Source organism: Kitasatospora sp. NPDC004240, from assembly GCF_053603215.1.
On sequence record NZ_JBSGFD010000123.1, the window covers coordinates 1 to 25,792 of the forward strand.

Consider the following 25,792-nt stretch of genomic DNA (forward strand, 5'->3'; position numbering starts at 1 on the left):
TTGTAGTTCTGGTCTGAGATTAGCTGTGCGTGGACCAGGGGGGCGGGCGCCGCCGGGCGCGCCGCCGCCGCCCCGCGGGGGTCGGCGGACGACGGCTGACGGTTTCTGTCAGTCGTTGTCCGGAAGCCGTCAGGCGTCAGGCGTCAGGCGTCATCTGGTATCGGACATCCGTCAGACGTCGTCCGCCATCTGAAATCTGAAATCCGACTGACGTTTTCCGTCATCTGTCATCTGTTAGCCGTCAGCCGTCGCCCGTCGGTCGACATCCGAAATCCGTCATCCGAAAGCCGCCCGCCGGACTCCGACCGTCAGACTCCGTCAGCTGTCAGCCACCCGCCGCCGACAACTCACGCCGCGACCTCCCGTGCATGCCCCTCGCCCAGGCCGCCGCTGCCGGACTGGCCGCTGGTGTCCTCGGGCGCCACCGGGGCGTACAGCGAGGAGAGGTCCCAGGCGTAGGTGCCGACCGCGTGGGCGATGACGTCGATGTTGACGTCGAAGGCGGCCAGGTCGACGTTGCTCAGGTCGTCGCAGGCCTTGTGGTAGCACTTGTCGAACGCCTCGCCCGCGGTGCCGCCGTACCGGGCGGCCTGCGCGGCGCTCTTGATCACCTCGGCGCCGGTGGAGGTGCCGCCCGCCGGGATGCCCGCCTCGATGAACGGGCCGTAGTCGGATCGGCCGGTGAAGTCCGCGCCCTCGTGCGGCGTGCCCCGCCCGTCCAGGTACGCGTTGATGTTCCGCTCCAGCTGGGCCGACCCGGCCGGGCCCGCCCCGGCACCGGTGTGGTCCGAGTCGTCGCCGTCGTAGACGAACTGGACGTAGTTCGGCGAGGCGATCATGTCGAAGTTGAGGTAGAGCTTGATCCGCTTCTTCTCCGCCTCGGAGAGCGCGGCGACGTAGTGCTTGGAGCCGATCAGGCCGAACTCCTCGGAGGACCACCACACGAAGCGGACCTTGTTCTTCACCTGACGCTCGCCCAGCGCCTTGGCGACCTCCAGGATGCCGGCCGAGCCGGAGCCGTTGTCGTTGATGCCGGGGCCGCCCGCCACCGAGTCCAGGTGGGCACCGACGACCACGGTGTTCTCGGCGTCGCCGCCGCGGGTCTCGGCGATCAGGTTGAAGGTGCGGCGCTTCTCCATGAAGGTCCGCAGGTCGAAGCGGAGCGTGACCGGCCCGGCGGCGGCCTTCGCGACCAGCGACTCGCCCGCCGCCTTGGTGATGCCGCCGGTGGGGATCTTCCCGGCGCCGGGGTCGCCGAGGGTTCCGTTGAGCTCCCCGTCGGTGTTGTTGTAGACGATCGCGCCGAGCGCCCCGGCCGCCGCGGCGGCGGCCTGCTTCTCCGCGAAGCTGCAGCCGCCGCGCTTGATCAGCGCCAGCCGGCCGGTGAACGCGCCGGCCGCGTAGTCGGCCGCCTCGCAGCCGGTGGTCGCGTCCACCGGGACGACCGCCACCTGCGCGGTGATCCCGCCCTCCGGGCCGCCGCCCGAGTACGTCATCGCGATCATCGGGACGTCCTCGGCCGCCGGCGTCGCCACCTGCAGGCGCTCCGACTTCACCTCGAAGAAGGTGTAGTCGAACTCCTGCCGCGACACCTTGAGCCCGGCGTCCCTGGCCTGCTCCGCGACGTAACGGGCCGAGTCCTCGTGCCCCTTGGCACCGGCCACCCGGGTGCCGCCGTTGCGCCTGGCCGCACGCTGGAACGCCTCCAGGGTGTCGTAGGCGCCCTCGGCGTCCGCGCGCTCCACGAGCTTGGCGGCCAGCTTCGCCCCCTTCTTCGCCGGATCGGGGTCGGCCGCGGCACTCCCCGCGCCGACCAGCAGCAGCGGCGTGACCAGCCCGGCCACCGCGAGCGCGGCTCCGGCGGTCCGCCGGGCCCGGGCGGCGGGGGTGGTGGAGGAGGTCGTACGGATCCGTGCGTTCAAGGCGAAACCTTCCGTCAGTCCGGGATTCCACAACGGCACTCGGCGGATGAACATCCGTCCGGACAGATTTGACATGCTCGGCACGACCTTGCCAACCCTTTCGGCCGGATAGCCTCCCGCCCGCCCCCGGCAAGCTCCCGCGGATCCGGAATTCCTCCCACCTCGCGCCCCCGAGGGGGCACTCCCCAGAGCAGTCGACAATCAGAGTTTACAAAACCTCAACAGTTAACTAAAGTTGTCGCATGTACCCATTCGAGATCACTCTTGAAGAACAGGTGGCGCTCGACAAGGCCCTCTACGACGCCCTCGACCCGCTCGCGTCGGCCCTGCGCGCCCGAGCGTCCGGACTGCCCGCGGACCGCATGTGGGAGGCGGACCCCGTCGAGGTGTCGCTGTCCGTCCTGGCCGCGTGGAAGGTGGTGGACGCGGAGGTCAAGAGGCTGACGGCGATCGCGGCGGGCACGGCCGGCTCCTACGGCGCGAGCTACGAGCAGATGGGCGCCGTCTGGGGCATCACCCGGCAGGGTGCCCGCAAGAAGTGGCCCGAGGCCGCCGGCCGCACGGCGGCGCGGACGAGCGGCGCGCTCACGCTGTGCGGCGGAACGGCCGAGCTGACGCAGGAGCCCTCGTCCGGCGGCTGGCGGTGGACAGGCACGGGCGCGGACGGCACATCCGGCGCCACCGCCGCCGACACCTCGTACGCGACGAAGGAGGAAGCCGCCGCCCACGCGGGAGCCTTCCTCCAGCACCACGCCCTCGACCGGCCCTGAAGCCTGGCCACAGGAGGGTTCGGGGGCGGGGTACCGGGCTCAGTCCTCCCGGCGGTCCTCGGCGGGGAGCACCTTGTGGATCGCCGCGGTCGGCGGAGGCGGCAGCGGGGTGTACACGTAGGCGACGGTGAGGGCCGGCATCCCGCCCTCGGCCCCGATCCGGGTGACGTACACCTCGCTGTCGCCGACGTCGGTGACGCGCCGGCCGGGCAGGACTCCCCGCTCGATCTCCTCCTGGAGTCCGCGGAGAAGTTCCGGAGCGGTGGGTGAGATCTCGGCGGCGGGTGCGGTCCGGCCGTGCGGTGACGGCATCACGCACCGACGACCGGGTGGAGCCGGGGCCGCCGGCGGGGTCAGTCCGCCTGCCAGTGGGGCTGGCCGCTGACGATGCGGCAGGTGAGGAGGCGGCCGGTGGCGTCGTGGGTGCTGCGGCCGAGGTCGGCCTTGCGGCAGTACTGGCCCGCCTTGTAGCAGTTGCCGGCCTCGGAGCGGATCTCGCAGTCACCGGCCGGGACCGGGGCGGCCGTGGGGGCGGGCCGCTCGCTGGGGGTGGCCTTCGGGGTGGTCGGGGCCTTCGCGGAGGGCGGGGCCGCCGGGGCGGCAGGGGCGGCCGTGGTCGGGGCCGGCGCCGGGGGCGCGGGCGGGCTGGTGACCGGCGGGGCGGGCGGCGGGGTGGTGGCCGGGGCCGGGACGGCGGCGGGGGTGGTGACCACGGCGGGCGCCGGAGGGGTCACGGGGGTGTCGGCGGGGGTCGGCTCGCAGCCGGTGAGGGCGAGGGCGACGGCTATCACGAAGCCGGCGACGGCGGCCGGGGCGCGGCGGACGCCGGGCGTGCGGGAGAGCATGGGTGGTGAACGCTCCGTTCCGATGGGGTGGGAGGTGCGTGAGAGCGGTGAGTCAACCAGAACGACGGCCGGTGCGTGGGTGAGTGACGAATCGTTCGCCCACCTGTTGGCGGATCGAGATCTGAACCCGCACGACCGCACCCGGCGGGCGCCGGATGCGGCTATGGTCATCGACATCGACGGCACCACCGGCACCGCCCCTCCCCGCACCCGACGGCACCAACCGACGGCAGGAACCGAGGCCCGTGACACCGAAGTCGACCGTCCTCATCCGGTGCTCCCGCTACCTCCGGGACGCCCGCGCGCTCGCCGCGCTGGCCGGCCCGCTCGCCCTGACCCAGCTGGCGCAGGTCGCCCTCACCACCACCGACACCGTGATGATGGGCGTCCTGGGCACCGAGGCGCTGGCAGCCGGCGGCCTCGCCCTGGTGATCTTCAATCAGCTGCGCATGACGGGCACCGGCCTGATCACCTCCGTCGGCAACCGGATCGCCGCGGCCGCCGCCGAGGCCGAACAACGGCCCTGTCCGAACGCCGCCACCGAAGCCGAGGCCGAACACCGCCCCCACCCCGACACGGCCGCCGCCGAGGAGATCCGTGGCGCCGTACGGGCCTCGCTCGCCGTCGCCACCGTGGCCGGGCTCGTCGGCGCCCTGCTGATGGTCCTGCTCGGCCGGGCCGTCGGGCTGCTCGGCCAGGACACCGCCGTCGCCGCACGCGCCCAGCAGATGCTGCTGGCGCTCGCGCCGGGGCTGGTCCCCGCGCTCTGGTTCCAGGCGATCCGCCAGTTCACCGTCGGCCTGCGCCGCCCGCAGGCGCTGCTCCGCATCACGGTCGCCTCGATCGCCGTCAACGCGGCGCTCGACTGGCTGCTCATCCACGGTCTGTGGGGCCTGCCCGCGCTCGGCCTCACCGGCATCGGCGCCGCCACCAGCCTCGTCCACCTGCTCACCTGCATAGCCCTGTACGGCTCGGCACGCCGTGATCCGGAGCTGGCTCCGGTGCTCGGCCTCGCGTTCTGGCGGGCCGACGCGGCCGCCGTGCGCGGGCTGCTCGGCCAGGGCGTCCCGATCGCCGCCACCTACGGCTCCCAGGCCGGGATCCTCGCCGTCACCGCCCTGCTGGCCGGCGGCTTCGGCACCGCCGCGCTGGCCGCCCACACCGCCGTCAGCCAGCTGGTCCATATCGTGTTCCAGACCGCCATCGGGCTCTCCCACGCCACGTCGATCAACGTCAGCCGCGAGCTCGCGCTCGGCTCGTACGACGCCGCGCGGCGGCTGCGCACCACCGCGCTGGCCTGCGGCGGCGCGGTGGCGACGGTGCTGGGCGGGCTCTACCTCGCCCTGCCGGGGCTGGTGCTGCGCCCGTTCCTCGACCCGGGCGCGGCCGCCGACCGGCCGGCGGTGGAGATCGCCGCCGGGGTGCTCGGCGTGGTCGTGGTGCTCCAGTTCGCGGACTGCGCGCAAACCGTCGGCATCGGTCTGCTGCGCGCCCTGGACGACACCGGCGGCGCCTTCCGGCTCACCCTGGTCGGCTACTGGCTGGTCGGGCTGCCCGCCGCCTGGCTGTTCGCGCACCCGCTGGGCGGCGGGCCTCGCGGTGTCTGGCTCGGCCTGCTCACCGGGCTGGCCGCGACCGCCGTCCTGCTGCTGCGCCGCTACGCCCGTTCGCTGGCCGTCCGGGAGGCGGCGGACCGTCCGCGACCGCGGGTCACGGCGCGGCCCGCCGCCCGCTGACCGGGGCGGGGCCGCCGGTCAGTCCCGGTTGATCCTCCACCACTGCTGGGACTGGTAGTTCTTCACCCACAGCTGCACCTGGGCGCCGTTGCCGGCCACGTTGGCGTCGCGGTCCACGACCGTGTTGCCGCCATTGTAGAAGCGGTAGTTGTAGATCGCCACGTCGTTGGCGCGGGTGAACCAGCGCTGCTGGGTGGTGTGGTTGCAGTCCCACAGCTGGACCCGGGTGCCGTTGGCCCCGCCGCCGTTGGTGTCCGCGTCCAGGCACTTGCCGGGGAACCGGTAGCTCTCCAGCGAACCGTCGTCCCACCAGTACCAGCGCTGCTGGCTGGTCCCGTTGCAGTCCCAGGTCTGCACCTTGGTGCCGTTGGCGCCGTTGTTGGCGTCCGCGTCCAGACACTGCTGGCTGCCGGTGCCCTGGAACGAGCTGAGGATCCGCACCGGCATGCTGTCCACCCGGCCGGGCGCCTTCGAACCCGTCGGTCCCGCGTACTCCTGCGTCCCTGCCTGTGCCACTCCGGTCGTGCCCACCAGGGCCGTCGCCAGGGCGACGGCCGCGAACAGTGCCTTCCGCTTCGAGTCGTGGAACAACGGGAACTCCTGACCACTCGTCGGCAGCCCGGGGCCCTCCCCCGGGCGCAGCCCATCCGAGCAGTGGAGCCCGAGGTTCGGCAGACAGCTCTTGCCCATACCGACGTGCTATCGCCCCACCGGTGTCCGGGGGTGGCGGCGGGGCTCAGCCGACGGCCGCCGACCGCCGTACGAAGACCTCGGGCCGGGCGACGTCCAGCGCGGTGGTCACGGCGCCCAGCAGCACCGCCTCCTTCCCCAGCTCGCTCGGGGCGAGCCGGGGGCGCAGCGGGGTGAGGCGGTGCAGGGCGCTTTCGAGGGGGTCGAGCAGCAGGTCGGCGCCGGAGCCGAGGCCGCCGCCGAGGACCACCAGGTCGGGGTCGAGCACCGAGGACAACACCGCGACGGCGTAGGCGAGTTGCTCGGCCTCGTGCCGGACGGCGGCCAGGCCGAGCGGGTCGCCGGCCCGGGCGGCGGCGAAGACCTCCTCGGCGGTCAGCGGCCCGGTCATGCCCAGCTCCAGGGCGGTCCGTACGACGGCGCCGGCGGCCGCGGCCTCCTCGACCGTGCCGGTGCCGCCGGTCGCGGTCAGGGCGAGCAGGCCGACCTCGCCGGCCGCGCCGTGGGCTCCGGTGAGCGGTTCGCCGTCCTTGACCACGCCGACCCCGAGGCCGGTCCCGACCAGCAGGTAGGCGAACATCCGGCTGCCCCGCCCGGCGCCGAGGGTGTACTCGCCGAGCGCGGCCAGGTTGGCGTCGTTGACGACGGTGATCTCCGTGCCGAGCCCGGCCGCGATCCGGTCGAACAGCCCCGGTCTGCCCCAGCCGGGCAGGCTGGTCGCGTACCGGACGTTGCGCCGCCGCTCGTCCCAGACACCCGGTGTGCCGATCACGGCGTGCACCAGGCCGTCGGGCGCGAGGCCCGCCTCCCCGACCACCTCGCCGGCGGCGGCCACCACGGCGTCGGCCACCGCGTTCGCCGTACGGCCCCGGTTGGGCACGTCCCGGCGGGCGACCAGGCGGCCCGCGAGGTCCGCCACCGCGACCCGCAGCCGGGCCCGGCCGATGTCCACGCCGAGGACGTGCCCGGCGGCCGGATCCGGCTCGTACAGCACGGCGGTGCGCCCGCGCTCGGGGGCGAAGGTGCCGGCCTCGCGGACCAGCCCGGCCTGGTCGAGCGCGGCCAGCGCGGCGGACACGGTCGGCTTGGACAGGCCGGTGTCCCGGGCGAGTTGGGCGCGCGAGGCGGGGCCGTCGGTGCGTAGCCGTTCCAGCAGCAGCCACTCGTTGTTGCTGCGCAGCCGCTGCCGGTTCCACGGCAGGGCCGATGGGCCGCCCGGGCCTGGCGGGGTGGGCAGGTGGCGGCTCATCGTTCTCCTCGGGCGTGACGCGGGTGGGGGCGGGCAGGACGGGGCGGGGCGCGTCGGGCGCTGATGCCGCCCGTCGGGCGCGTACGACCGGAACCGCCCCACGCAGTATGACCGGCCGTCGGTCCGGGGCGGCCCGGGGCGGAGCGCGGACACCCCGGCCCGGTAGCCTGGCCGCCCGTGTCGATCGGCTCAAGGGGGGGTCATGACCGAGGGCGAGGCCGTGGGCGACGGCGGAACGACGGGCGGCACCGGGCCGGTGCCCGACCGCGGAACGACGGGCCGCAGTGGGCCGGCACCCGACAGCAGGACGGCCGCGAGGACGGCGGGCCCGCCCCCCGCTCCCACGCGGCCCCCGATGCCCGCCCGCCCCTCGGTGCCACCGCGGCGCCGCTGGTCCCGGAGGCAGCGGACCACCGTCGCGCTCGGCGTGCTCGCGCTGGCGGCGCTACTCGTCGCGCTGACCTACGCCGGGGCCCGGGCCGCCCGGGACGGCGGGCTGGTGGTGGTCATCGAGGCCTTCTTCCACCGCTGGAGTTCGGCGCCGCGGTCCTGCTGCTGCTCGTCCTGGCGATCCTGATCGGGTGCCGCTCCTGGCTGAACCGGACACTGCTGCTGGTCCCGCTGCTCGGCTGCGCGCTGCTGGTGACACCGCTCGCGGCGTTCGCGTTCGGCGGCATGCCGTCGAAGACCTCGGACCGGCCCGCACCGGGCCGGTCCGACCGCAGCCTGGTGATCCACCGGGGCACCGCGATGATCGACCCCCTGTGGTGGGTCTCGGTGGACGACGGCTCGTGGCTGACCGCGCGGCGCTGGCCGGTCGGCTACTTCAACGGCGACGACACCCGCAACGCGCTGGCCTCGGCGGAGTGGGACGGCCCGGACCGGATCCGGCTGACCACCGCGGGCGGCGAGGTGTTCGTGGTCGGCCTCGACCCGGAGACCGGCCGGCCGGAGCGGAAGGTGCGGGCGGGCTGAAGCCGTGCCCCCGGGCCGTACCGTGACCGGTCCTCGGCAACGGGTCCGCGCGCGATCGGTCACGGGCACGTCGCGGTTGGCGACGGCACGGTTCCGGAGCGCGACGGGCGGGTAGCCGGGGTCTCGGAACCTGCCCCGGCACGGGGTCGGACCGGGCCCGAGGGGGGACCATGAGGCTCTTCTGCCGGCTGTGCGGCGCCCGTACGGACGGCCGCGAGCGGCTCGCCGTGTACTGCCCGGGCGAGCGCTGCGGCACCGATCTGCGCGCCGGGGCCGACAGCGGGACGCAGGCCTGGTGCGAGCCCGCCCGCCAACGCGGCGAGCCCGGGCGGACGGCGGTGGTACGGCTGACCGTCCGCAACGCCGGCCCCCGGGCGGACGGTTACCGGCTGGAACCGGTCGAGGAGGTCGAGGGGCGGCTGGAGTACGACCGGCGCGCACTCGCCGCCCCGCTCGCGCCCGGGCAGGAGCGCACGGTGGAGCTGCGCTTCACCCCGCCGCGGGACCGGCTCGGCACCGGCCTGGACATCGCCTCGCGGTTCGGGGTGCCGGCCGCCGACCTCGCCGGCCGGGCGCGTGACGCGGCCGCCGCGCGCTTCGGGGTCGCCCTGCGGGTGGAGTCCACGACGGCGAACCAGGGGGCCGCCTGCGCGGCCTTCGCGGTCGACGTGCCCGGCCGGTTGGAGTGGGACCAGGACGACCGCGCGGGTCCGTCATCCCGTGCCGAACGGGGCTCGGGCACCCGGCGGGGCTCCGGCGCCGGACGCTCGGCGGTCATCGCCGGCGTGGTCGCCGCCGTGGTCGCGATCGCCGTGGTGCTGGCCCTCGGGCTCGGGGTGGGCACCAAGGGCGGCGTGAGCGCCTCGACGGGCGGCGGCCCGAACGATCCCTCACCGACCGCCGGCGGCAACGGCGGCGGCACGGGCGGCAACCCCGCCGGGGGCCAGAGCGGCGGCAACCCCATCGGTGGGAGTCAGAACGGCGGGCAGAACGGCGGTGGCAAGAACGGCGGCAACCAGACCAGCGGCGGTCAGAACGGCGGCAACCCCGGCCCCTCCACCCCCGCCCCGGTCACCGTCCCGAACCTGACCGGCCTCACCCAGGAGGCCGCCGCGGCCAAGCTCAAGGCGCTCGGCCTGGCCGTCGACGGCGAGTACGTGGAGAGCGGGGGCGTCCCCGAGCTCCAGATCATCAGCACCATCCCGAAGGCCGGCACCAAGGTGCTCAAGGGCAGTTCGGTCTTCCTGAAGATCTCCGACGGCAAGGCGAAGATCCCGGACGTCTCCGGACTGACCCGCGCGGCCGCCGAGGCGGAGCTCAAGGCCAAGGGCTTCACCAACGTCACGCCGCAGAGCAAGGGGACCTCCGACTTCACCGAGAACACCGCGATCAGTACCGACCCGCCGCAGGGCACCGTCATCGGCCTCACCAAGCCGATCATCCTCGTGTTCGCCGTGAAGCCGGACAGGCCCCGGTAGCCCCGGCCACCTGCCCCCGCACCCGTCCCCCGCCCCGCCTACCCGGCCGCGCCACCCTCGATGCGCGCGGTCAGCCCGTCCAGCAGATTGGCCAGGCCGAACTCGAACAGCGCGTCCAGGTCCAGCTCGTAGCCGTCCGAGAGAGCGGCCGTCAGCCGGGCGAAGGCCGGGAAACGGCCGGAGTCGGCGACCGCGCCCAGGGCCGGGGCCTGGTGGTCCATCCACTGGTCGTCCGTCATTCCGGTGGCGGCCCGGGCCTGGGCCTCGCGTTCCAGGTTGACGGCGATGCCCTCGACGTGGCTGTAGAGCAGGATGTGGACGTCCATCCTGGTGATCGCGTCCAGCCCGTGGCCCTCCAGCGCGGCGAGCGCCCACTCGGCGTGGGTCAGCAGGCAGGGCAGCAGCATCGGCCGGGTGAGCGGGCTGACGTGCGCCAGCCAGGGGTGACGGCGGAACAGCGTCCACAGCGTGCGGGCACCCAGTTCCAGCCGGGCGCGCCAGCCCTCGGGGGGCACCGCCGGGTAGCCCTCCTCCCCGAAGGCCGCGTCGGCCATCAACAGGACGAGGTCCTCCTTGCTGGTCACGTACCGGTACGGGGACATCGCCGAGACGCCGAGCCGGGTGGCCACCGCGCGCATGGACACCGCACCGAGGCCCTCGGCGTCGGCCAGCTCCAGCGCCGTACGGACGATCCGCTCCCGGGTCAGCTCGCCCTCGCCCGCGGCCCGTCGGCGCGCCCGGCCCTCGGGCGCGGTGGCCGGTTCGACGGGCCCGGTGGCGGACCCGGTGGCCGGCACGGTGGTCGCGGTGGGCGCGGCGGCCGGCACGAGCGGCGCGTCGGACCCGCCCGCCACCACGGTGCCGATCCGGGGACGGGCCTCCACCAGGCCCTCCAGCCGCAGCACGGTGAGCGCCTTGGTGGCGGTGGCCAGCGCGACACCCCAGTCCTCGGCCATCCGGCGGTTCGAGGGCAGCCGCTGGCCCGGCGCCAGCTCGCCCGTCGTGATGCGCCGGCGCAGCTCGGCGGCGATCCGCTGGAAGGGTGGGTCGGTCTCCGCTGTCATGCCGTCCGCTCCTCGGTGATGTTCCTTCCCCCCGGTCGTACCGGTCCCGACCCTACCAGCGCGGCACGCGCACGGCACCGCCTGTACTAGTACAGCTGCTTCCCATCACCCCTTGCACATCGCTGCATTTACGACGTACATTCAGAGCGTGCTTACGGCGTAAGCACTGACGAACGGACAACGGGAGACCCTCATGCAGACCGTCCTCATCTCCGGCGGCGGCATCGCCGGCACCACGCTCGCCTACTGGCTGCAGCGCAACGGCTTCGCGCCGACCATCGTCGAGCGCGCCCCCGCCCCGCGCCGCGGCGGCCAGGCGGTCGACATCCGGGGCATCGCCCTCACCGTCGTCGAGCGGATGGGCCTCACCGAGCAGGTGCGCGCGGTGCGCACGCAGATGCGCGGCATGTCGGTCCTCGACGCGGACGGCAACGAGGTGCACCGCTCCACCGAGTCCACCTACAGCGCCGGCCGCCTGGACAGCGACGACATCGAGCTGCTGCGCGAGGACCTCGTCGCCATGCTCACCGAACTCATCGACGGCAAGGCCGAGTTCGTCTACGGCGACGCGATCACCGGGCTCGCCGAGGAGGCGGACGGCATCCAGGTCGCCTTCGAGCACGGGCAGCCCCGCCGCTTCGACCTGGTGATCGGCGCGGACGGCCTGCACTCGGCGGTGCGCCGCCTCACCTTCGGTCCGGAGGAGGAGTTCCTGCGCCAGCTCGGCACCCAGCTCGCCATCTTCAGCGCCGACAACTTCCTGGAGCTGGAAGACTGGCAGGTCTGGCAGCGCGACGGCGACGCCGGCTACGGCATCTACCCGGTGCGCGACAACAAGGAGCTGCGGATCACCTTCGGCTTCGCCGCCCGGTCCAGCGGCGACGAACTGCGCGACGTCGCCCGCACCCGTGAGCTGGTCGCCGAGCGGATCTCCGCCCTGCGCTGGGAGACCCCCCGGATGCTGGCCGCCCTCGACCGGGCGCCCGACTTCTACTCCGACGTGATGGCCCAGGTCCACCTCGACCACTGGACCCGCGGCCGCGCCGCCCTCGTCGGCGACGCCGGCTACTGCGCCTCCCCCCTCTCCGGCCAGGGCACCAGCCTGGCCCTGGTCGGCGCCTACGTCCTCGCCGACGAACTCGCCCGCGCCGCCGGCGACCACGCCACCGCCTTCGCCCGCTACGAGGAGCGCCTGCGCCCCTTCGTCGCCGCCAACCAGGCCCTCGCCACCGAGAACCCCGGCGGCCCCGCCGCCGAGGAGTCCGTCGAGGCCGCCAAGAACGCCATCCCCCTGGACGCGTGACGCCACCCCCGCCACTCGCCGCGCCCCGGCACCACCCCGGGGCACGGCGGCTCATGGCTCACGGTTCACCGGCTCACAACCAGTCGCGGCGCTTGAAGACGAGGTAGAGGCTGAGGCAGACCAGGGCCATCAGGGCGATCGCGAAGGGGTAGCCGAAGGCCCACTTCAGCTCGGGCATGGCCTCGAAGTTCATGCCGTAGACGGTGCCTATGAGGGTCGGGGCGAAGAGGATGGCGGCCCAGGAGGAGATCTTCTTGAAGGCATCGCTCTCACACCGTTGTTCTGCAGAAAATCGACAAGAGCGTGGACAGACGGTGCAGCCGGCTAAATGTCAGATGTACACAGCCGCGGCCCATGGGCATGCCTTGTTGAGGAAACCGTCGGGGCGCTTCACGTCATGAACTTTGCTTGCGTAGGGCGGTCCACAGTGTCGCGTCGCACGAGTCGCAACTTTCAGCCAATTGTCATGAAAGTTTGACTGGTTACCGACCTAGTCTCGCCCCTGCGTTCTGCGCACGGGACCATCAGTCCGTCGCGCACGCTCCCAGCCTGTCTGGCAACAACCTCGGGGGCTCCACTTGCTTGATGCAGAGGCCAGTGCTGTCGCCATCAGCGCCGACAGAGTGTTCTCACGCCCCCAGACGGAGTGTAAATTGAGGCACTGGGTTTCCGTCGGAGCGACAGATTCATGCCGGCTTGACAACCAACCGGCGCTGTCCGTGTCAACAGCTAGGAGGAGCGTTGGCAGACGCTGATTCGGAGCCGCAGCGATACATCACCGAGCAGCACAATCATGGTGGCGGCGCCTTCGTTGGCGGTGACAACCATGGCGAGATCCGCATCGAGGCGGTCGATGCGAAGACCAAGGCACTGCTCAGAAAGATATCCAAGGATTCTCCTGCCTTGTTACAGCTTCTAGAAGAGGCTTTGGGTGACGGGATAATTTCCCTCGAGACCGCAGGTTTGCTCGCGATAGCGGCCCGCAGTATCAACGAGGACGTAGCCGTGATGCTTACCCGCGCGAGCTACAGCATCAACGAAGATGTAGCTGGAATGCTCACACGCGCGGGCTACAACATCAACGAGGACGTGGCAGGGCAGATATCTCATGCTGCGGACACCTTCGACAAAGCGTCGAAACAGCTTAACCTTGAAGAGTTCGATAGGATTGCCAGCCGCGCCGAGAGTGCCATCAGCACGGGAAGCGGTGCCATCGTCGACCTCGAAGGCTTGGTCGTACGCCTTGAGGCAAGTCTGAGAGCTCTGGAATACCTGGCCAGGGACATAGCGAGCTTGCAGAGCAGGGAACGTCCTCTCGGCCGGATCGAGGAGATAGGGAACGCGCTGAATGGCGTGGCAGGGCGGATCGAGGCTACGGTGACTCCACCTCCTCCGCAGATCCTTCCAGACCACAAGGCGCGGGTCGTCGCATTCCTTTGGGGCCTCGGAATCGGCGCAGTCTTCATCCTCTACATGGTCAACCGCTAAGCTGCTCCACGAGTGGTGCGTGCGCCCAAACTGCGTCCTGACTCGCGCAGCTTCGGCGGCAACAATGCTCCACCAGGGCTCGCAATGGGCACGGTCGGCGTGCTCCGACCGAGGCGATTGGGCCAGCAGGTGGCCGCCGGAGCGGAATTAGGCACAGCGCCGAATCAGGCCTCGCAGGTGGCTGTGCACAACAGCGGGCATTGCGGGCGATGAATTTTAGTGCGCTCTTCATTTCGTCTTGGTCGCTGCATGCGCCCGTGAGGCGTTCGTGGCGGCGTTGTCGCGTGCGAGAGATGCCCTCTCCTGGACGCTGTCGCCAAAATTCCCCCACGTGTAGAAGACGGCCACAAGGACAGCCGTCGTCGCCAGTCTCGAGGAGGTAGCCGCCAAGGCTCGGGCCATACCTGTGGGCAGATGCGCCGATAGTCCGCCCCTGCTGCGGACAGTGATGTCGGCGCACCTCCCTGCCCACACTTCGAGACCTTGCGCAGCCCTTGCGAGAAACGCCGCAATGCAGGAAAAGAAGGCGTATGTGAACACAGTCCCAGCTACTAGCCGGGTTGCTATGCCGGGAGGTAGGCCTGTGCCGGAGAACGGCAACCCCCGGATGCAAAAGACGATCGCGGTGCCGGAGATGGCCGCCAGAAAGACGGCCCCGACAAGGGACCCGCTAGTTCACGATGCTACCGAGAACGTTGCCAGCTACGAACGTGCCCGGACCGTGGTTCGTCTGGTTGACAACCCTCTTCGCCTCGGGCGACTGGTCAGTCACGAGCGAGCCCACCATGGTTGATCGTCAGGCTGCCATGGTTGTCGCCGCCGATAAACACGCCATTGCCGTTGTTGTGCTGGTTGAACACGGTGGGTCCTGTGATGGCCAAGGCTTTGAACTCGGGGATCGCCTCCGGGTGTGAGTCGAGGTGCGCTCGAATCAGCGGGGTCAGTCGCGCTACGAGCTCCTCCGAGGGGGCTCCCCGATCATTGAGAACCGTGATCAGGGCATCCCGCTCGGCAGAGGTACCTCGATGCACGAGCTCGCGGACCTTCACTGCAACCCAGGCCATGCCGCCCGTGACCGCACCACTGACGAGCGCGACGGCCGATCCAGTCGCAACTTCTCCAACAACATCAGGCAGGCTCACGGTTGTTGACCCCCATGAAGACGAAGTGAAGCACCAACGTACTGCCACGGGCGCGAGCAGGGGGCAGCTTTCGCTCTCATGTCTATCACCTGCACGGAAGTACAGCCGCACATTCTGAGCACAAGGCCCCTGGGAGCGTGCTCCATGGTTCGTTTACGCTAAGTCGATCAAGTGTGTGGGGTGAGTGACTACAGCCAGTCGCGGCGCTTGAAGATGACGTAGAGGCTGAGGCAGACCAGGGCCATCAGGGCGATCGCGAAGGGGTAGCCGAAGGCCCACTTCAGCTCGGGCATGGCCTCGAAGTTCATGCCGTAGACGGTGCCTATGAGGGTCGGGGCGAAGAGGATGGCGGCCCAGGAGGAGATCTTCTTGATCTCGTCGTTCTGGGCGTGGCCGGCTTCGGCGAGTTGCTTCATCTCCTCGTTCTGGCGCTGGGAGACCAGGGTGGCGTTGACGGTGAGGATGTTCTGCAGCATCTGGCGGAAGCCGTCGACGCGTTCGGCGGCATAGGTGGCGTGGTCGGCGACGTCGCGCAGGTAGCGCTGGAGCTCGTCGTCGGTGCCGTACTTGCCGAAGCCGGCCTCCAGGGACTTCATGATCTCCAGGAGGGGGCGGGTGGCCCGCTGGAACTCGATGACCTCGCGGGAGAGTTCGTAGATGCGGCGGGAGACCTGGGGGTCGCCGCCGAAGACCTCGGTCTCGATCTCGTCGATGTCGTGCTGGAGGCCGGCGATCACCGGGGCGTAGCCGTCGACGACGGCGTCGAGGACCGCGTACAGGACGGCCTCCGGGCCGAGGGCGAGGAGGTCGGGGTCCTCCTCCTCCAGGCGGCGGCGGACGGCGGAGATGTCCGGGGCCTGCGAGTGGCGGACGGTGAGGACGAAGTCGGGGCCGACAAAAAGGTGGATCTCGCCGAAGTCGACCTCCTCCACGTCGTCGAGGTAGCGGGCGGCCCGCAGCACCACGAAGAGGGTGTCGCCGTAGCGCTCCAGCTTGGGGCGCTGGTGGGCCACGATGGCGTCCTCGACCGCGAGTTCGTGCAGGTTGAAACGCTCGGCGGCCTCCAGCAGCTGGGCCTCGGCGGGGCGGTAGAGGCCGATCCAGGCCATCGTGCCGGGCTTGCCGGGCAGTTGGCGGTAGATGTCGGCCAGGCTGGTGGGGGCCTCGACGCGGCGGCCGTCGTGGTAGACGGCCGCGTCGACCAGGGAGCGCTCCAGCGAGACGGTGTCCGCGGTGCTGTCGGGCCTGGGGTCCATCGAGTGCTCGGGGGCGGGCTGCGCCTCGCGGGTGCGGGCGGCACGGGTGGTCGGGGCGGGACGGGAGAACGGACGCTTGCTCGCGCGCACGGCGCGCACTCGCCAGTCGGACACGGCGGTTACCTCCACGGTGGGGTGGCGCCCGGTCGGACTCCACCGCGCACGGCGTCCGCCGCCCGACGCGGCCGGCGAACCGCCGGGTCAGCGGCGGGCCGTGCGACGGGTGACGGGAGCGGTACGGGAGGGGTGCTGCCGGGTGCCGGGGAACGGGGACGTCCGGGTGCGGGGCCGACTTCGGCCCGGACTACTGCACTCCACCGCTCTCACCTCCCCGCCCTCGGGACGCCCCCACCGGGGACGCCGGAACCCGGCCACGGGGGACCGCGCCGCGGGCACGGGGACGCGCGTACACGTCCGCCGGCTCGGGCGGGGGCACCCCCGAACTCGTCAGAGCTTTGGCACGCCACGGCGTAGCGCCCGCGGGGGCGCAGCCACTTGGGGTCACCCCTTAGCCCGGGGAGACCTGTCCTGACCCTGGGCGTCTCTCGACGTCGTGGGGTCAGTGGCCTGTGTCCGTGGCGACGCCTCACCGAACGAGGTGCCTGCACAACTGGCCCAAGTCTAGCCCGTCGCCGGCGGGGTTCCGGGCCCGCCCGGGGGTGGTGACCGTGCCGCTGCCGGTCCGTTACGCTACGTAGCATGTCTTCCTTGGCGGCCCCGGGTCGGGGTACTGCGGTCGTGATCGGTGGCGGGCTGGCGGGAATGCTGGCGGCCTGGGCGCTGCGTGGTGCGGCGGAACGGATCGTGGTGATCGAGCGCGACCGCTATCCCGAACGGCCGGGGTTCCGGGCCGGGTTGCCGCAGGGCCGGCACGCGCACCTGGTGCTGGAGGCCGGCCACCGGGTGCTGGAGGAGCTGATGCCGGGCTCCCGGGAGGAGTTGCTCGCGGCGGGGGCGCGGAAGGTCGCGCTCTCCGGTGACCTGCGCTGGCTGTGCGCGGCCGGCTGGATGGCCCAGTACCCGACCGACCTCGCGTTCCTCTCCTGCACCCGGCCGGTTCTGGACCACGTGGTGCTGGACCGGGTGCGCACCGAGCCGACCATCGAGTTCCGCGAGGGCACCGACGTGGTCGGACTGCTGGGGTCGGCGCGCGGTGTGACGGGTGTGCGGGTGCGCGAGCGCGGCAACGCGCGGACCGGCGACGCCGAGCGCGCCGAGGGCGGTTCGGGACGCGGCGGAGTAGTCGACGTTCCGGCCGAGTTGGTGGTGGACGCCTCCGGCCGTTCGACCGCGCTGGCCGGCTGGCTGAAGGAGCTCGGCTGCCCGCCGGTGCCGAAGGAGCGGGTGGACGCGGGCATCGCGTACTCCAGCCGGCTGTACCACCGGCCGGCCGGCGCCGATCTCGGCTTCTCCGCGCTCTACCTGCAGACCAAGGCGCCGGACGTGCCGCGGCTCGGGGTGCTGCTGCCGGTGGAGGGTGACCGCTGGATCGTCAGCCTCGGCGGGATGCGCGGCGCCGAACCGGAACCCGGCGAGGCCGGGTTCGCCAAGCACCTGGCGCAACTGCGGGACCCGGGCCTGCGCGAGGCGCTGGCCGAGGCCGAACCGGCGGGCGAGGTCCGCGGCTTCCTGCCCGGTCCGGGCGTGTGGCGGCACTACGAGCGCGGCGGCCCGGACGGCCTGGTCGCCCTCGGCGACGCCTCCTGCACCTTCAACCCCGTGTACGGGCAGGGCATCACGGTCGCCGCGCTCGGCGCCCGGGCCCTGCGGGCGGCCGCCCTCGGCCACCGGGGCATCGGCCCGGCGACGGTCCGTACGGCCCGGCGGGCGATCGCGGCGGCCACCAAGAACCCGTGGGTGATGTCCTCCAGCGAGGACGTGCGCTTCCCCGCCACCACCGGCGGGCCGTCGGGCGCGCTGGTCCGCGTCCAGCACCGCTTCCTGGACCGGGTGCTGACCCGGGCCACGACGGACGCCACGGTGGCGGCGGCGTTCCACGAGGTGCTCTCGCTGATCGCCCCGCCGACCGCGCTGTTCCGGCCGGCGGTGCTGGCCTCCGTGCTGCGCAACGGCTGAGCCTCCCGGGCCGGTTCACCCGAAAGCCGGGGCGGTTCGCGCAACGGCCCTGCCGCCCGGGCCGGTTCAGGCCGGCAGGGCCAGATGGGCGGTGACGTACGGCACGGCGACGGTCTCCAGGCCGCCGACCGTGCCGAACACCGGGTGGACGTTGACCTCGAACACCACGCCGCCCTGTTCGGCGGCCAGGTCGACCCCGGCCAGTGGCAGCCCCACGGCCTCCGTCGCCGCGATGGCCAACTCGTCGAGCCCGGAGGGGAGTTCACCGGGACGAAGAAGGGTGGACACGGCACCGCGGCACTCGTTGCAGGGCGCGTCCGGGTCCGCCTGGACGTGCTCCACCGCGCGGACCACCCGCCCCTCCAGCACCACCACCCGGTACTGGTGGCGGGCGCCCTCCGGGGTGAGGTTGCCGGCGTCCCGGGCGATCAGCCAGTCCGTCCCGGTCGCCGCGTAGTGCCGTGCGGCGGTGGCGAGTTGCTCGTCGGTGGTGAGGTGGAAGACATCGCCGCCGCCCATCCCGACGGTCGGCCGGGCCCACACGTCACGGCCGAGCCGCTCGAAGGCCTCGGCGGCGGTCGCCGCGTCCGGGCGGGAGAGCGTGATGCTCGGCATCTGCGGGATGCCGTGCTCGGCGAGCCGCCGGACGGTGAGGTCCTTCTCGGTGGCGGCGCGCCAGGCCCCGGCGTCCGTGCCGAGCGAGCGGGCGCCGAGCCCGCGCAGCCGGTGCTGGAACCCCTCGAAGGCGCGTCGCCGGTGCGGCGGGATCTCGTACACCAGCAGCGTGTCCGCCGCCACCCGGCGGCCCTCCCCCGGTACCTCCAGCAGCAGTTCGCCCGCCGGACCGCGCTCGGCCCGGCCGCCGCCACCGGCCAGGAAGGGCCCGGCGTCCAGCAGCACCGGCTCTCTGCCCGTGAGCCGGCGCACGGCGGTGGCCAGGACCTCCCGGCTGCCCTCGGTCGAACGGTGATCGGTCATCAGGACGAGCTCGCCACCACCCATGCGACCAATGGAAGCGCCGCCCGGACGGCCCGGCAACAGCGCCGACCGCGCCGCGGGGCCCGGCCGGTGGCCGAAACCCCACGCCGGAGGGGCTATTCGGGCAGGTCGCCGGACCAGCGCAGGACGTCCGGGCGCTCCGGATCCTGGGTGTAGAGGCTGCGGCCGCCGGGGTAGGCGCAGCCGGCGGCCCGCAGGGCGAGGCCCCGGCGCAGCTGCTCGGCGGTGCGGGTGCTGACGTCCATGCGGTGGCCGTCCAGCGGCCCGCCGACCAGGTCGCGGCGGGCGGGGCCGGGCAGCTCGGGGCCCGCGTCGGTGCCGTTCTCCGGGCCGGCGGTGACCGGCCCCGGCTCCCGGCCGGTGACCAGCTCGCCGAACAGGGCGACCAGTTCCGCCGGGGCGGCGAAGGCGTCGACGCCCAGCCCGCGCGCGCCGGTGTCACCCCGGCCGGAGCCCCAGCGGTACGCCCAGCCGTCCTCGGGGTTCCAGAACAGGTGCAGGTCACGGTCGGCCCGCGGGGCCGCCCCGCGGTCGGCCAGGGTCGCCCGGCGCCAGCACAGTTCGGCGCCGAGGCGGCCGCCGTGGGCGTGCGTCCAGGTGTCGGTCTGCCAGGTGGAGACGCCCGAGCCCGCCACCCCGAGGGCGCGGACCACCCGCACGATGTAGTCCTCGTACGGGTACGAGCTGTACGGCCCCGACTCGTACACCGGTGCCCACCACCCTTCTCATCGGCCCACCCCTGCCACCCTGCCACCCGGACCGCTCCTCAAACGGCCGTTCACCCGAAGCCGCGGCCACTTCCCCCGTCCCCACGTCGCACCCCCGGCATCACCACCCGGCCAGTACCGCCACCCCCGTCACCCGGCCCGCCGCCAGGTCCGCCAACGCCTCCGGCGCCGCCGCGAACGGGTACCGTCGCGCGTGCGCCATCACTGATGCCGGCGCAGAGCGACGGGGCCGGTTCCCCGGCGGGCGGGCCCTCGGCGGCGGGGGCCGGGTGGTCCACGACCCGGGCGGTGGTCATCATCGGGTACACCTCCGGGTTCCGTCTCCAGCCCGCCACCCGGGGCCGGTCGGCGCCGGGCCAGAGTGCCGGGGGCCTGGGCCAGCATGAAGGGCCGGGCGGGCCGGGAGGGCCGGGCGGAGGCAGGATGGACGTAGGTCGTCCCCTGGAGGAGCCATGGCAGCAGGCACCGAACGGCAGCTTCCGATCGTGCTGGGCGTCGACGCGTTGACGCCCGGGGGGGATGCCGGCGGCGTGGGCCGCCGACGAGGCCGCGCGGCGCGGGCTGCCGTTGCGGCTGGTGCACTCCCTGCCGCCGCCGATCCACGACATCCGGGCGTTCGAGCAGGGCCGTTACCGCAAGGAGCTGCGGGAGCGCGGGGACGCCGCGCTGGACGCGGCCTCCGCCGTGGTGCGGGAGCGGCATCCGGAGCTGGCGGTGAGCACCGGCGTGGCGGAGGACAGTCCGGCGCGGGCGCTGTGCGAGGAGTCGCGGCACGCCGAGCTGGTGGTGCTGGGCTCGCGGGGGCTGAACCGGCTGGAGGAGGTGCTCAGCAACTTCTCGGTGACGGTGCCGGTGAGCGCCCAGGCGCTCTGCCCGGTGGTGGTGCTGGGCGCGCCGGAGCACGTGGGCGAGCGGCCGCCGCACGTGGTGGTCGGGGTGGACGGCAGCGAGGCCTCGGCGGCGGCGGTGGCGTTCGCCTTCGATCTGGCGGGCCGGCGGCACGCGGTGCTGCGGGCGGTGTGGGTGTGGCAGCCGCCGGTGCTGTTCCCGGCGGACGAGCGGGCCGCCGTGGAGGCCGCCCGGGTGCGGCTGGCGGAGGTCACCGGCGGGTACGTGCCGGGGCACCCGGACGTGGTGCTGAGCCACCAGGTGCTGGCGGGGCACCCGGTGGAGCTGCTGGCGCAGGCCTCGGAGCAGGCGCTCGCGGTGGTGGTGGGGCGGCGGGGGCACGGCGGGTTCAGCGGGATGCGGCTGGGGTCCGTACCGCACGGGCTGCTGCACCGGGCGCGCTGCCCGGTGATCACGGTGCCGCCACCCCGCTGAGCACGCCCGCTCCGGGGTCCGGGTTCAGCCCGGGTTCAGCCCGAGCTGCCCCGGACCACCAGCTCCGCCGGCAGCACCGCGCCCGGCCCGGGCAGCGGGTCCTCGCGGATCTGGGCGAGCAGGGCGCGGACCAGTTCGCCGGCGATCCGGCGCAGCGGCAGCCGGACCGAGGTCAGGGTGGGGTGGAGGTGGCGGCAGACCGGGGTGTCGTGGAACCCGGTGACGGCGACGTCCCGTCCGACGGCCAGACCCTCGGCGCGGATCGCCTCGTAGGCGGTGAGCGCGGTCAGGTCACCGGAGGCGGCGAGGGCGGTGGGCCGGTCGGGGGTGCGCAGCAGGGCGCGGACGGCGGCGACGGCGCGGGCCGGGTCCTCGGCCACCGTGGCCGTGGCGGCCGCGGTGGATCCGGCCACGACGGACAGCCCCAGCTGCCCGGCGGCCGTGTGGAAGCCCTGGTGACGGGCCTCCAGCCAGGGCGGGCCCTCGGCGGGGCCGAGGTAGCCGACCCGGCGGTGGCCGCGGTCGGCGAGGTGGCGGGCGATGTCGGCCATGGCCGCCCGATTGTCGATGTCGACCCAGCGCCGGGGCCCGTCGGGACCGGTGAAGCCGTCCGGCCCGGCAGGTCCGGTGAGCCCGTCCGGCCCGGCGGGTCCCGTGCGCCCGAAGGCGGCGTACGGGATCCCGGCGCCGGCGAGGTGGGCGATCCGCGGGTCGTCGTGCAGGACGTCGGCGAGCAGCAGCCCGTCGACCTGGCGGCCGGCGATCAGCTCGTCGATGACGGGGCGCGGGTCGGTGCTGCCCTGGGCGGGGCGGAACAGCAGGATGCGCTGGCCCTCGGCGCCGGCCGCGTCGACCAGGGCCTCCAGGAAGCCGGACATCAGCGGGTTGGGGTCGAAGGGGTCGTCGACCGGGGCGAGGTAGCCGAGGGTGCGGCGGGCGCCGGTGCGCAGCGAGCGGGCGGACTGGTCGGGCCGGTAGCCGAGCTCGTCGATGACCCGGGTGACCGCGGCGAGGGTCTCGGGGCGGACCCTCTGCGGGGCGTTGAGGACGTTGGAGACGGTCTGCCGGGAGACGCCGGCCGCGCGGGCGACCTCCTCGATGGTGGTCCCGCCGCGGCGCGGCCGGCGTGCTCCCTGGGTCATGCGGTGCTCCCGCTCCTCACTCGTGGCCCACTCCTCACTCGTGGCTGCGGCCGGTTCACGGGCGGCGCAGGGTCAGCAGTCCGCCGCGCGGTACGGCGACGGTGGCTCCGTCCGGGCCGGACAGGTCGACGGTGCCCTGCCACACGGTACGGCCGCGGGCGTCCTGGACGGTGGCCGAGGCGGTTCCGTCGCCCCCGGTCAGGCGGACGGCGGGGTCGGCGTCGGCGTTGGCGACCAGCAGGGTGCGCCGGGCGGTGCCGGCGTCCACGGGCAGCGGCGCGTAGCGGGCGACCACCGTGGTGTCCTCGCCGGCGGCGGTGACCATGGGGTAGCCGAGGTCGGGCCGGGTGGGCAGGAGTTCGCCCAGCTGGAGGGCCGGGACGTGGGCGCGGACGACGCCCAGCCAGAAGGCGAGGGCCTCCAGCTGCGCGGGGCTCTGCCGGGCGAGGTCGACGGAGATCTGCGGGACGGAGAACAGCACGTTGATCAGGTGGCAGGCGATCTGCTCCGGGGTCTCCCGGGGGTGCCACATGAGCATGTCGGCGTGGACGGCGACCGGCCCGGCGACCAGCCGGACGTCCAGCGTGCGCTGGCGGTTCTCGGCGGGGCTGAGCGGGCAGTCGGTGGCGCGGATCATGGTGGTGTACGGCCAGAGGCCGGGGCTGACGTAGGGCTGCCGGTGTTCGACCAGGGCGTCGGGGTGAGCGGCGGTGATCCTTCGGCCGATCTCGGCGAGGAGGCGTTCCACGCCCTCGCCGACGGTGGCGCAGTCGGCCTCGGGACCGGCCGGCGGCGGGTCCTGGACGTCGAACCAGTCCACGAAGTCGATCTTGAGGCCGTCCATGCCCCACTCCTCGACCGCGCGGGCGAGCCGGCCCACCAGGTGCTCACGGACGACGGGGTAGCGCGGGTCGGCGACCACCGCGCCCATGTGGTCGGCCCGGGTCAGCGCGTAGCCGTTGAGCCGCGGCCAGGCCTCGCTGTCGCGGCCGATGAAGGGCAGCGCGTACCAGAGCAGGTAGCCGACGCCGAGGGCGTGCACCCGTTCGACGTGGGCGGCGGTGTCGGGGAGGGAGACCGGCTCCCAGTCGCCGCAGTGCGCGTAGCCGCGGGTGCGGTCGGCGGTCATCCAGCCGTCGTCCACGATGATCAGGTCGAGCCCGAGCTCCTTGCCGAGCGCGGCCTGGGTCTCCACCGCCTCGGGGGTGACGTTCTGGTGCAGCGAGTACCAGGTGGAGTAGGCGGGCATCCGGGCCGTGTCGGGCACGCGGACCTTACGGTCGGCGCCCCACCAGGCGGCGATGTCGGCGAGACTGCGGGCGAAGTGCCGGCCCGAGGTGTCGATGCGGACGGTGAGCGTGTCGTCCGCCTCGACCCAGGAGCGGAACTCGCCGGTCTCCTCCAGGACGCCGGCGCCGGCCAGCACGTCGACGCGGTCGGCGGCGAAGGCGCAGAGGGTGACGTCGCCGGTGCCGACGAGGGCGGCGACCGGCGCGCCCCGGGCGATGCTGGTGCGGCGCGGGGCGCTCCAGGCGGCGGGCAGCCAGCCGGTGCCGCGGGCGTCCGGGGTCCACAGGGCGGTGGCGTCGGTGCAGGGCACCCGCCACTCCAGCCGGACGCGGCCGGGCCGGGTGACGGTGACCTCCAGGACGCCGTCGGCCACGGTACGGGTGGTGGCGGTGCCGGTGACCATCAGGTCGAGTCCGCCGGCGCCGAGGTGGACGGGCGGCGCGTCGGAGGCGGTGGGGGCGTGCGGCTCCCAGATCCCAGAGGTACCGCTCACCTCGGGGGCATCGGTCGGCTCAGCGGTGCCGGTCAGGTCGGGGATGTCGGTCGGGCCGGGGGTCCCGGTCAGGTCGGGGGTGTCGGTCATCGGGGGTTCAGCCCTTCGTCGCGCCGGCCAGCAGGCCGGAGATGAACTGCCGCTGGAGGACCAGGAAGAGGACCATCATCGGCAGGGTGGACAGCGCGGTCCCGGCGAGGATCGGGCCGTAGTCGGTCTGCGCCTGACTGCCGTGCAGGGTCGCCAGCGCGACCGGCAGGGTGTGCATCTCGGGGCTGCGCAGCGCGATCAGCGGCCAGACGAACTGGTTCCAGCTGCCCAGGAACAGGAAGATCGACAGGGCGGCCAGCACCGGGCGCATCACCGGGATGACCACGCTCCACAGCACCCGCAGCTCGCCGGCGCCGTCCACCCGGGCGGCGTCCAGCAGTTCGTCGGGCATCGCGCTGAGCGCCTGGCGCATCAGGAAGATCGCGAAGGGCACGCACAGGCCCGGCAGGATCACCGCCGGATAGCTGTCGAGCATCTTCATCGACATCATCATCTTGAACAGCGGCACCAGCATCACCTGGTCCGGCACCACCAGGGTGGAGAGCAGCAGCACGAACAGCGCGGTGCGGCCGCGGAAGCGGAACTTGGCGAAGGCGTAGCCGGCCAGCAGGGCGACGATCAGCGCGCCCAGCGTCTGGAGTCCGGCCACCAGCAGCGAGTTGGCGAACACCCGGCCGACGCCGATCCGGTCCTGGAGGTGGCCGAGGTTATCGCCGAGCGAACCGGCCGGCAGCAGTTTGGGCGGCCAGGTGAAGATGTCGGAGTCCTGCTGGGTGGCGGTGATCACCAGCCAGTAGAACGGGCCGATCGACAGGCCGGTCAGGGCGGCCAGGACGAGGGTGAGCGGCCAGCCGCGCAGCCCCTTGCGCCGGGCGGTCATTCGCGTTCTCCCATCAGGCGCATCTGGATCGCGCCGAGCACCGAGACCAGCAGGGTGAGGGCGTAGGCGATCGCCGAGGCGTAGCCGAAGTCGAAGTAGCGGAAGCCGTTCTCGTACAGGTACATCGAGACGGTCAGGGTGGCGTTGTCGGGGCCGCCCCGGGTCAGCACGTAGGGCTCGTCGAAGAGTTGGAGCGTGCCGATGGTGGAGAGGACCACGGTGAACAGCAGGATCGGCCGCAGCGCGGGCACGGTGATCGACAGGAAGCGGCGCACCGGGCCGGCGCCGTCCACCATCGCGGCCTCGTAGAGCTCGCGGGGGATGCCCTGCAGTCCGGCCAGGTAGATCACGGCGTTGTAGCCGGTGTAGTGCCAGGTCAGGACGAGGACGATGGACATCTTCGACCAGAACGGGCTGCCCAGCCAGTCCACGGTGGGCAGGCCGACCGCGTCCAGGACCCAGTTGACGGCGCCGTGCTGGGTGTCGAGCAGGAAGGCGAACATCACGCCGGTCGCCACCAGTCCGGTGACGGCGGGCATGAAGACGCCGAGGCGCCACACCGCGCGCCAGCGGACGAAGGCCGAGTTGATGCCGATCGCCAGCAGCAGCGCGAGACCGAGCATCAGCGGGACCTGGACGGCGAGGATCACGGCGGTGTTCTTCAGCGCCGTCCAGAACAGCGGATCGTCCAGCAGGCGGCGGTAGTTGTCCATGCCGGCGTCGCGGGTGGCGGCGCCGGAGCCGGTGGTCAGCGACAGCAGCAGCGAGGAGACGATCGGGTACGCCTTGAACACGCCGAAGAGGATCAGCGCGGGGGCGAGCAGCAGGTACGGCAGGGCGCGGCGGCCCGGCCGGGCGCGGCGCACGGCGCGCCCGCCCCCGGCCCGGCCGC

General features: G+C 73.1%; 23 protein-coding genes, 1 pseudogene and 1 riboswitch. Of the genes and pseudogenes, 9 read left to right on the forward strand and 15 right to left on the reverse strand.

Going from position 1 to position 25,792, the window contains the following annotated elements:
* Positions 1-347: 347 nt before the first annotated feature.
* Positions 348-1,910, reverse strand: coding sequence for a M28 family peptidase (locus tag ACWEQL_RS27980; protein WP_452153118.1), 1,563 nt, complete (start codon positions 1,908-1,910; stop codon positions 348-350).
* Between the two features lie 254 nt (positions 1,911-2,164).
* On the opposite strand from ACWEQL_RS27980, the gene ACWEQL_RS27985 reads away from it, so the two are divergent.
* Entirely contained in the window at positions 2,165-2,692 is a 528-nt protein-coding gene (locus ACWEQL_RS27985) for a hypothetical protein (protein ID WP_452153097.1), read from the forward strand.
* A gap of 39 nt (positions 2,693-2,731) precedes the next feature.
* Here ACWEQL_RS27985 and ACWEQL_RS27990 read toward each other — a convergent pair whose 3' ends face one another.
* Positions 2,732-3,004 (reverse strand): hypothetical protein, encoded by a 273-nt coding sequence (locus tag ACWEQL_RS27990; RefSeq protein ID WP_452153098.1) that lies wholly within the window; start codon positions 3,002-3,004, stop codon positions 2,732-2,734.
* A 41-nt stretch (positions 3,005-3,045) separates the two neighbouring features.
* The gene (locus ACWEQL_RS27995) at positions 3,046-3,537 is read right to left on the reverse strand and encodes a hypothetical protein (RefSeq protein ID WP_452153099.1); all 492 of its coding nucleotides are present in this window, start codon (positions 3,535-3,537) and stop codon (positions 3,046-3,048) included.
* A gap of 245 nt (positions 3,538-3,782) precedes the next feature.
* Here ACWEQL_RS27995 and ACWEQL_RS28000 point away from each other — a divergent pair, with 245 nt between their 5' ends.
* Positions 3,783-5,273, forward strand: a complete 1,491-nt coding sequence (locus ACWEQL_RS28000) for an MATE family efflux transporter (RefSeq protein ID WP_452153100.1) — start codon at positions 3,783-3,785, stop codon at positions 5,271-5,273.
* An 18-nt stretch (positions 5,274-5,291) separates the two neighbouring features.
* Here the strand turns inward: ACWEQL_RS28000 and ACWEQL_RS28005 are convergent, their stop codons facing one another.
* Entirely contained in the window at positions 5,292-5,963 is a 672-nt protein-coding gene (locus ACWEQL_RS28005; protein ID WP_452153101.1) for an RICIN domain-containing protein, read from the reverse strand.
* A gap of 46 nt (positions 5,964-6,009) precedes the next feature.
* Positions 6,010-7,212 (reverse strand): ROK family protein, encoded by a 1,203-nt coding sequence (locus ACWEQL_RS28010; RefSeq protein WP_452153102.1) that lies wholly within the window; start codon positions 7,210-7,212, stop codon positions 6,010-6,012.
* 355 nt (positions 7,213-7,567) lie between these two features.
* Between ACWEQL_RS28010 and ACWEQL_RS28015 the strand changes: the two genes are divergently transcribed.
* The 3 genes from ACWEQL_RS28015 to ACWEQL_RS28025 all read left to right on the forward strand — a co-directional run bounded on the left by ACWEQL_RS28015 (position 7,568) and on the right by ACWEQL_RS28025 (position 9,665).
* Positions 7,568-7,789, forward strand: a complete 222-nt coding sequence (locus ACWEQL_RS28015) for a hypothetical protein (RefSeq protein ID WP_452153103.1) — start codon at positions 7,568-7,570, stop codon at positions 7,787-7,789.
* A 65-nt stretch (positions 7,790-7,854) separates the two neighbouring features.
* Complete coding sequence (locus ACWEQL_RS28020; RefSeq protein WP_452153104.1) at positions 7,855-8,187, forward strand: hypothetical protein; 333 nt, start codon at positions 7,855-7,857, stop codon at positions 8,185-8,187.
* Positions 8,188-8,357: 170 nt separating this feature from the next.
* On the forward strand, positions 8,358-9,665 hold the full coding sequence (locus ACWEQL_RS28025; protein WP_452153105.1) for a PASTA domain-containing protein: 1,308 nt from the start codon (positions 8,358-8,360) through the stop codon (positions 9,663-9,665).
* Positions 9,666-9,703: 38 nt separating this feature from the next.
* Here the strand turns inward: ACWEQL_RS28025 and ACWEQL_RS28030 are convergent, their stop codons facing one another.
* Positions 9,704-10,729: a TetR/AcrR family transcriptional regulator C-terminal domain-containing protein gene (locus ACWEQL_RS28030; protein WP_452153106.1), complete on the reverse strand. Its 1,026-nt coding sequence runs from the start codon at positions 10,727-10,729 to the stop codon at positions 9,704-9,706.
* A gap of 193 nt (positions 10,730-10,922) precedes the next feature.
* On the opposite strand from ACWEQL_RS28030, the gene ACWEQL_RS28035 reads away from it, so the two are divergent.
* The gene (locus ACWEQL_RS28035) at positions 10,923-12,032 is read left to right on the forward strand and encodes an FAD-dependent monooxygenase (protein WP_452153107.1); all 1,110 of its coding nucleotides are present in this window, start codon (positions 10,923-10,925) and stop codon (positions 12,030-12,032) included.
* A gap of 73 nt (positions 12,033-12,105) precedes the next feature.
* On the opposite strand, the pseudogene ACWEQL_RS28040 reads toward ACWEQL_RS28035, so the two are convergent.
* Positions 12,106-12,291: pseudogene (locus ACWEQL_RS28040) on the reverse strand (CorA family divalent cation transporter); the annotation flags it as partial.
* Between the two features lie 482 nt (positions 12,292-12,773).
* Between ACWEQL_RS28040 and ACWEQL_RS28045 the strand changes: the two are divergent.
* Positions 12,774-13,520, forward strand: a complete 747-nt coding sequence (locus ACWEQL_RS28045) for a hypothetical protein (protein WP_452153108.1) — start codon at positions 12,774-12,776, stop codon at positions 13,518-13,520.
* 764 nt (positions 13,521-14,284) lie between these two features.
* Here the strand turns inward: ACWEQL_RS28045 and ACWEQL_RS28050 are convergent.
* Positions 14,285-14,662, reverse strand: a complete 378-nt coding sequence (locus ACWEQL_RS28050; protein WP_452153109.1) for a hypothetical protein — start codon at positions 14,660-14,662, stop codon at positions 14,285-14,287.
* 188 nt (positions 14,663-14,850) lie between these two features.
* Positions 14,851-16,032, reverse strand: a complete 1,182-nt coding sequence (locus ACWEQL_RS28055; RefSeq protein ID WP_452153110.1) for a magnesium and cobalt transport protein CorA — start codon at positions 16,030-16,032, stop codon at positions 14,851-14,853.
* A 315-nt stretch (positions 16,033-16,347) separates the two neighbouring features.
* A riboswitch (M-box (ykoK) riboswitch) is annotated at positions 16,348-16,523 on the reverse strand.
* 94 nt (positions 16,524-16,617) lie between these two features.
* Between ACWEQL_RS28055 and ACWEQL_RS28060 the strand changes: the two genes are divergently transcribed.
* Complete coding sequence (locus ACWEQL_RS28060; RefSeq protein WP_452153111.1) at positions 16,618-17,994, forward strand: FAD-dependent oxidoreductase; 1,377 nt, start codon at positions 16,618-16,620, stop codon at positions 17,992-17,994.
* 66 nt (positions 17,995-18,060) lie between these two features.
* On the opposite strand, the gene ACWEQL_RS28065 is transcribed toward ACWEQL_RS28060, so the two are convergent.
* Both ACWEQL_RS28065 and ACWEQL_RS28070 read right to left on the reverse strand, forming a co-directional pair.
* Positions 18,061-18,996, reverse strand: coding sequence for an ATP-grasp domain-containing protein (locus ACWEQL_RS28065; RefSeq protein WP_452153112.1), 936 nt, complete (start codon positions 18,994-18,996; stop codon positions 18,061-18,063).
* A 92-nt stretch (positions 18,997-19,088) separates the two neighbouring features.
* Positions 19,089-19,700 (reverse strand): DUF6292 family protein, encoded by a 612-nt coding sequence (locus ACWEQL_RS28070; RefSeq protein ID WP_452153113.1) that lies wholly within the window; start codon positions 19,698-19,700, stop codon positions 19,089-19,091.
* Positions 19,701-20,240: 540 nt separating this feature from the next.
* Between ACWEQL_RS28070 and ACWEQL_RS28075 the strand changes: the two genes are divergently transcribed.
* Positions 20,241-21,044 carry a universal stress protein gene (locus ACWEQL_RS28075; RefSeq protein ID WP_452153114.1) on the forward strand — a complete coding sequence of 268 codons (804 nt, stop codon included), beginning with the start codon at positions 20,241-20,243 and terminating at the stop codon, positions 21,042-21,044.
* 35 nt (positions 21,045-21,079) lie between these two features.
* Here the strand turns inward: ACWEQL_RS28075 and ACWEQL_RS28080 are convergent, their stop codons facing one another.
* From ACWEQL_RS28080 to ACWEQL_RS28095, 4 genes are read right to left on the reverse strand one after another with little or no spacing between them, the layout of a single operon-like run.
* A complete protein-coding gene (locus tag ACWEQL_RS28080; protein WP_452153115.1) occupies positions 21,080-22,186 on the reverse strand; it encodes a LacI family DNA-binding transcriptional regulator in 1,107 nt (368 codons plus the stop codon).
* A 55-nt stretch (positions 22,187-22,241) separates the two neighbouring features.
* Entirely contained in the window at positions 22,242-24,059 is a 1,818-nt protein-coding gene (locus ACWEQL_RS28085) for a glycoside hydrolase family 36 protein (protein ID WP_452153116.1), read from the reverse strand.
* Between the two features lie 7 nt (positions 24,060-24,066).
* The gene (locus ACWEQL_RS28090; RefSeq protein WP_452153117.1) at positions 24,067-24,900 is read right to left on the reverse strand and encodes a carbohydrate ABC transporter permease; all 834 of its coding nucleotides are present in this window, start codon (positions 24,898-24,900) and stop codon (positions 24,067-24,069) included.
* On the reverse strand, positions 24,897-25,766 hold the full coding sequence (locus ACWEQL_RS28095) for a carbohydrate ABC transporter permease (protein WP_452153119.1): 870 nt from the start codon (positions 25,764-25,766) through the stop codon (positions 24,897-24,899). The genes ACWEQL_RS28090 and ACWEQL_RS28095 overlap by 4 nt, the downstream gene beginning before the upstream one ends.
* Positions 25,767-25,792 lie beyond the last annotated feature (26 nt).